We start from the raw sequence: 5,787 nt of genomic DNA on the forward strand, positions 1-5,787 counted from the left end.
CGGGGTCGGCGATCGTAACGGCGATGACCGCCAGGCCAAGAAAGTTGCGCATCCAGCCGCTCGCTCTTGCTGCGCCGTACAGGCGCGACTCCCCGACCGAGACCGCTGTGGCGCTGACAGCGGCAGCGGCTGCCCGGGATAAGAAAGCTAAGGACAGGCGCCAAACGGCTCAACGGAAATGCAACCGGGCGGGCGGACGCTGCAACGACCGCGGGCAGTTCGCAGAAATCACGATGAAGCAGACCTGATGCGGTCGCAGGCGCTTTTCGTCAGGGCGCAGGAGCTGCGCCGGCGCACGGCCGCGCGGGAGACGCTTCGTCATCGAAAAGAATGGTGGATGCGACAGGGATTGAACCTGTGACCCCCTCGGTGTGAACGAGGTGCTCTCCCGCTGAGCTACGCATCCATCGGGCCGCCCCGTCTGGACGGGGAGGCGGCGACATAGCCCGCGCGTCCGCGGCGCGCAAGATGGTCGATCAGCGGATCAGGGCGTCGATCGCCGCCTCCAGCTCGTCGAAATGATCGATCAGGGCGTCGGCGCCCAGCTCCGCCGCAGGGGTCTCGGTGTAGCCGAAGGTGGTGAGGATGCACGGCACGCCGGTGGCGCGGGCGGCGTCGAGATCGGTGATGCTGTCGCCGACCATGATTGCGCGGGCAGGATCGCCGCCGGCCTGCAGCACGGCCTCGCGGATGTGGGCGGCGTCGGGCTTCCGCGCCGAGACCGACTGGGGGCCGCAGAGGCTGGCGAAGCGGCTCGACAGGCCGATGGCGTCGAACAGGGCCACGGCCAGCGTGGTCGGCTTGTTGGTCGCCACGCACAGGATCGCGCCGCGCGCCGCCAGCCGGTCCAGCGCCTCGACCGCGCCCGGATAGGGGGTGCTGCCGTCGGCGATGTGCAGGCGGTAGTCGGCGAGAAACGCCTCAAGCAGGGCCGGGGAAGCCGCCTCGTCCCACGGCTCCCCAGCCGCCTCGAAGCCGCGCATCAGCAGAGGGATGGCGCCACGGCCGATCAGGGTGCGCGCCGACTCCAGCGGCGCAGCCGGCAGGTTGCGCTGCGCCAGCAGGCGGTTCAGTGTCCCGATCAGATCCGGCGCCGTCTCCACCAGGGTCCCGTCCAGGTCGAAGGCGATGGTCCAGCCTTCGAGGTCGCGCGTCGTCATCCGCATCTCCCGTCGGTCGCCGGGATGGGCTAGACCGCTGGCGACGACTAGCCGCCGGACCGATTCATGACCAGCCACACCGCCCGCGCCGCCATCATCCTCGCCGCCGGCCAGGGCACGCGCATGAAGTCGCCGCTGCCGAAGGTTCTGCACCCGGTCGGCGGGCGCGCGATGCTGGACCACGCCATTGATGCGGCCGAGGCCCTGGGCTGCGAGCGGATCGTCGTCGTGGTCGGAAACCATTCGCCGGAGGTGCGGGAGCACGTCGTCAAACGTCTCGGGGAGGGCGCCATCGCCGTTCAGGACCCGCCGCTCGGAACGGGCCACGCCGTCCGCGCCGCGGAGACGGCGATGGCGGGGTTCGAGGGGCAGGTCGTCATCACCTATGGCGATGTGCCCCTGCTGAAGGCGCGGGACATCGAGGCCGCCTTCAGCAGCGGGGAGGGGATCACGGTGGTCGGGTTCGAGGCGCGCGACCCGACGGGTTACGGCCGGCTGCTGCTCGACGCGGACGGCGGCCTCGAAGCCATCGTGGAGCACAAGGAGGCGACGCCGGACCAGATCAAGGTCAGCCTCTGCAACTCCGGCGTCATGGCGGGCCCGGCGCGGCTGCTGTTCGAGCTTCTGGCGGAGGTCCGCAACGATAACGCCAAGGGCGAATACTACCTGACGGACGTGGTCGGACTGGCCCGCGCACGCGGCGCGCCGACGCGAACCGTCATGGCCAGTGAGGATGCGGTGATGGGGGTGAACGCCCAGGCCGAACTCGCCCAGGCCGAGGCTCTGTTTCAGAAGGTGCAGCGCGAAACCTTGATGGCCGCCGGGGTGACCATGCCCGCGCCTGACACGGTTCACCTGTCATGGGACACCGAGATCGGCGGCGGCGCGACGGTGGAGCCCTACGTCGTGTTCGGCCCCGGCGCGAAGATCGCCTCCGGCGCCCGCATCCGCAGCTTCAGCCATATCGAGGGCGCGACCGTCGCGGCCGGGGCCGAGGTCGGGCCCTACGCCCGCCTGCGGCCCGGGGCGGATCTGGCCGAAGGGGTCAAGGTCGGCAACTTCGTCGAGGTGAAGAACGTCGCCATGAAGGCCGGGTCCAAGGCCAACCACCTGGCCTATCTCGGCGACGGAGAGGTGGGGGCCAAGGCCAACATCGGCGCGGGCACGATCTTCTGCAATTACGACGGCTTTTTCAAACACCGCACGGTGGTGGGGGAGGGCGCGTTTGTCGGCTCCAACAGCTCGCTGGTCGCCCCGGTGACGATCGGGGCCGGCGCCATGGTCGGGTCCGGCTCGGTGATCGTGCGCGACGTGGCGCCGGGTGATCTCGCGCTTGCTCGGGGTCAGCAGGAGGCCAAGACCGGCTGGGCCACGCGCTTCATGGACCGGATGCGGGCGAAGAAGGCGCTGAAAGCCAAGTGAGCGACCTGCAGAAACGGATCGCCGGAGAGGCCGCGGCTCTCCGGGTCGAAGCGGGCATGGTCGTGGGACTCGGCACGGGTTCAACGGCCGCATGGTTCGTCAGGGCGCTGGCGGCGCGGAACTTGAGCGGGCTGCGCTGCGTGCCGACATCGGAGGCGACCGCCGAGCTGGCGCGGCAGTTGGGACTGACGCTGTCGACGCTGGACGACACCCCCCGCATCGACCTGACCGTCGACGGGGCCGACGAGATCGGTCCGGGTCTGGCGCTGATCAAGGGCGGCGGGGCGGCCCTGCTGCGCGAGAAGCTGGTCTGGGAGGCCTCGACACGCTGCATCGTCATCGCTGACGCCGCCAAGGTCGTGAAGACGCTGGGGGCGTTCGCCCTGCCGATCGAGGTGGAGGCCTTCGGGCACAAGACCACCGCCAACCGGATCGCCGACGTGCTCGTCGATCATGACATCGCCATGCCGGCCCGTGCGAGAACCGCCGAGCGCGGTCTCGTCCGCACCGACGGCGGCAACGTGATCTACGACGCCAAATGCGGCGTCATTCACGACCCTGCACGATTAGCCGACGATCTGAAGCTTATCACGGGCGTGGTCGAGCACGGCCTGTTCCTCGACCTAGCGGATGAGGCGATCATCGGCGGGGACGGCGGCGTCGAGGCCTTGATCCCCTAAGAGCACGCATCAGTCCGCTTCGGATGTCGCCTGGTCCTCGGCCGCTCGTATCTGGCCGTGAGCCCGACCGATCGAGGCTGCGATCTGAGTGCGGTTAGAGCGCATGCTCACCCGATTGCGCTCGGCCCCATAGAGTCCGGTCAGATAGGCCTTGTCCCAATCCGTTAGTGAGTCCACGCCTTGCGGATCCGCCATCACGTTCAGGATCGTCGCATAGGCCGAGGTGTCGGCGCCCGGGTCGATCTGCGCGAGAGACACCATGGCGATGTAGTCCGCCAGTTGGAGGGATGACATGCCCTCGACCTCATCGATGTCGACGATCACGATGGTGCGCGTCAGCTCATCCACGATCTGGGAGTTGAGTCGGGAGGCGGCCAGAACATTGATGACTGGCGCCATGTCGTTCACGGACTGACACGACCCGGAGCATTCGCCGGGAATTCTGACGGCCCGCTCGCCAGTCTCCGAGTTCACGGGGGTGGCGACCTGCCACCAGCGAACGGGGCGGTCGGTTTCGACGAAATCTCGCAGCGCCACGCCGCCCCTGTCCATCCCGGGTCCACCGGTCCGGAAAATACGCTTGCCGTCTTCGACCATCGATGCGGCCACAGCCTCGCCGTCCGCCGTGGCGATGATCAGAATGTTGGCGTTGCACCCGTCGCCGCCGGTCTCCAGGCCGAGGTCCTGGGCGACCGTTGAGATGCGGTCGGCCAGATATTGCGCCACATCGACACGGAGGTTGACGACGCCGACGCAGACCCTGTCATCCCAGCGGGCCAGGCCGCGGCCGCGGTTAGGCTCGGCGACCTCGCCGACGAAGTTTCGGATCAGGGTCTGGAGCGGCCGGCCGGTGACCGTGACATCTTCGAGCGTGACCGGCCCGTCGAGGGGCGCCGCTGCGCCGGGATCCTGAGCCTGCATCGGGGCGGCCAGAACCGCTCCAGCCAACAGCAGTCCGAGCATATCCGCCTCCTTCGTGTCCGTTCAGGACAGGAGACTAACGACGATTTCCGGAAAAATGCAAAAGCGTGGCGAGGTTGTTGCGTACTTCCCGACGAGGCTCTTTGCCCGCGAGCGTGATTTCCGCGGCGAAGGCGCCTATCTGGTCCGCAGCACATTCAGGGGCGCGCGCGATCATGACCTATGACTACGATCTCTTCGTGATCGGAGCGGGATCCGGCGGAGTCCGCGCCGCCCGGCTCACGGCTCTGGGGGGCAAGCGCGTCGCCGTCGCCGAAGAGCACCGCGTCGGCGGCACCTGCGTCATCCGCGGGTGCGTGCCCAAGAAGTTCATGGTCATGGCCTCGGACTTCGCCCATCAGTTCCATACCGCCGAGGGCTATGGCTGGACGGTGGAGTCGAGTTTCGACTGGCCCAAATTCATCCATGCCAAGGACGTCGAGATCGCGCGCCTGTCCGGCATCTACGTCGCCAACCTCGGCAAGGCCGGAGTGGATCTGATCCACGGGCGGGCGGTGTTGAAGGACGCCCACACCGTCGAGATCGTGGGCAAAGACCAGACCGTCACCGCCGAACGCATCCTGATCGCCACCGGCGGCCGCCCGTGGATGCCGGCGGAGGTGCCGGGGATCGAGCACGCCATCTCGTCGGAGGAAGCCTTCCATCTGCCGGAACTGCCGAAGCGCATCCTGATCGCGGGCGGCGGCTATATCGCGGTCGAATTCGCGGGGATTTTCGCGGGGCTGGGGGTCGAGACCACCCTGATCTATCGCGGCCCGAACATCCTGCGCGGCTTCGATGACGACGTCCGGGCCCATCTGGCCGGCGAGATCGAGAAGCGCGGGATCAAGGTCATCCTCGGTTGCCAGCACACCAGCATCGAGAAGACCGAGACCGGGCTGCTTAACCGGCTCGGCAACGGCATGACGATCGAGACGGACGTGGTCATGTTCGCCACCGGGCGTGAGCCGCATGTGAAAGGGTTGGGCCTCGAGGCCGCCGGCGTCGAGCTGAACGACAAGGGCGCGATCAAGGTCGACGCCCTCTCGCACACGACGGCGGAGAACATCTGGGCCATCGGCGATGTCACCGACCGCATGAACCTGACCCCGGTCGCGATCCGCGAGGCGGTGGCCTTCCATGAGACCGTCTTCCGCGACAATCCCCAGCATTTCGACTACGAGGCCGTCGCTACGGCGGTGTTCAGCCAGCCGCCCGTCGGCACCGTCGGTCTGTCCGAGAGCGAGGCGCGGCATTCTTGCCCGGGCGAGGTGGATGTGTATGTGACCCGCTTCCGGCCGATGAAATACGCCTTCACCGGCTCGGACGAGCGGATGCTGATGAAGCTGGTCGTCGACGCCCAGAGCCAGAAAGTCGTCGGCGTCCACATCGTCGGACCCGAAGCGCCCGAGATGATCCAGCTGGCCGCCATCGCCGTGAAGGCCGGTCTGACCAAGGCCCAGTGGGACGCCACCTGCGCCGTGCACCCCACCATGGCGGAGGAACTGGTCACGCTGAAGGAAAAGCAGTCCCAGAACACCAGCGCGGGGTGATCTCGCCCCCGT

5 protein-coding genes and 1 tRNA gene are annotated in these 5,787 nt (G+C 67.9%); 3 read left to right on the forward strand and 3 right to left on the reverse strand.

The genetic code is table 11. The annotated features are described in order from the left end of the window. Window positions 1–331: 331 nt before the first annotated feature. Both VGB60_RS11000 and VGB60_RS11005 read right to left on the reverse strand, forming a co-directional pair. A tRNA-Val gene (locus VGB60_RS11000) sits at window positions 332–406 on the reverse strand. A 70-nt stretch (window positions 407–476) separates the two neighbouring features. Then, window positions 477–1,160 (reverse strand): HAD-IA family hydrolase, encoded by a 684-nt coding sequence (locus tag VGB60_RS11005; protein ID WP_331038302.1) that lies wholly within the window; start codon window positions 1,158–1,160, stop codon window positions 477–479. A 66-nt stretch (window positions 1,161–1,226) separates the two neighbouring features. Here VGB60_RS11005 and glmU point away from each other — a divergent pair, with 66 nt between their 5' ends. Further along, complete coding sequence (glmU, locus tag VGB60_RS11010) at window positions 1,227–2,582, forward strand: bifunctional UDP-N-acetylglucosamine diphosphorylase/glucosamine-1-phosphate N-acetyltransferase GlmU (RefSeq protein ID WP_331038303.1); 1,356 nt, start codon at window positions 1,227–1,229, stop codon at window positions 2,580–2,582. After that, the gene (gene rpiA, locus VGB60_RS11015; RefSeq protein ID WP_331038304.1) at window positions 2,579–3,262 is read left to right on the forward strand and encodes a ribose-5-phosphate isomerase RpiA; all 684 of its coding nucleotides are present in this window, start codon (window positions 2,579–2,581) and stop codon (window positions 3,260–3,262) included. Before glmU ends, rpiA begins: the two co-directional genes overlap by 4 nt. Before the next feature lie 9 nt (window positions 3,263–3,271). Here rpiA and VGB60_RS11020 read toward each other — a convergent pair whose 3' ends face one another. After that, a complete protein-coding gene (locus tag VGB60_RS11020; protein WP_331038305.1) occupies window positions 3,272–4,225 on the reverse strand; it encodes a hypothetical protein in 954 nt (317 codons plus the stop codon). Window positions 4,226–4,395: 170 nt separating this feature from the next. On the opposite strand from VGB60_RS11020, the gene gor reads away from it, so the two are divergent. Beyond that, window positions 4,396–5,775 (forward strand): glutathione-disulfide reductase, encoded by a 1,380-nt coding sequence (gor, locus tag VGB60_RS11025; RefSeq protein ID WP_331038306.1) that lies wholly within the window; start codon window positions 4,396–4,398, stop codon window positions 5,773–5,775. Window positions 5,776–5,787: the final 12 nt, after the last annotated feature.

The organism is Brevundimonas sp. (assembly GCF_036399195.1).
In the GTDB taxonomy this organism is placed as follows: Bacteria; Pseudomonadota; Alphaproteobacteria; order Caulobacterales; family Caulobacteraceae; genus Brevundimonas.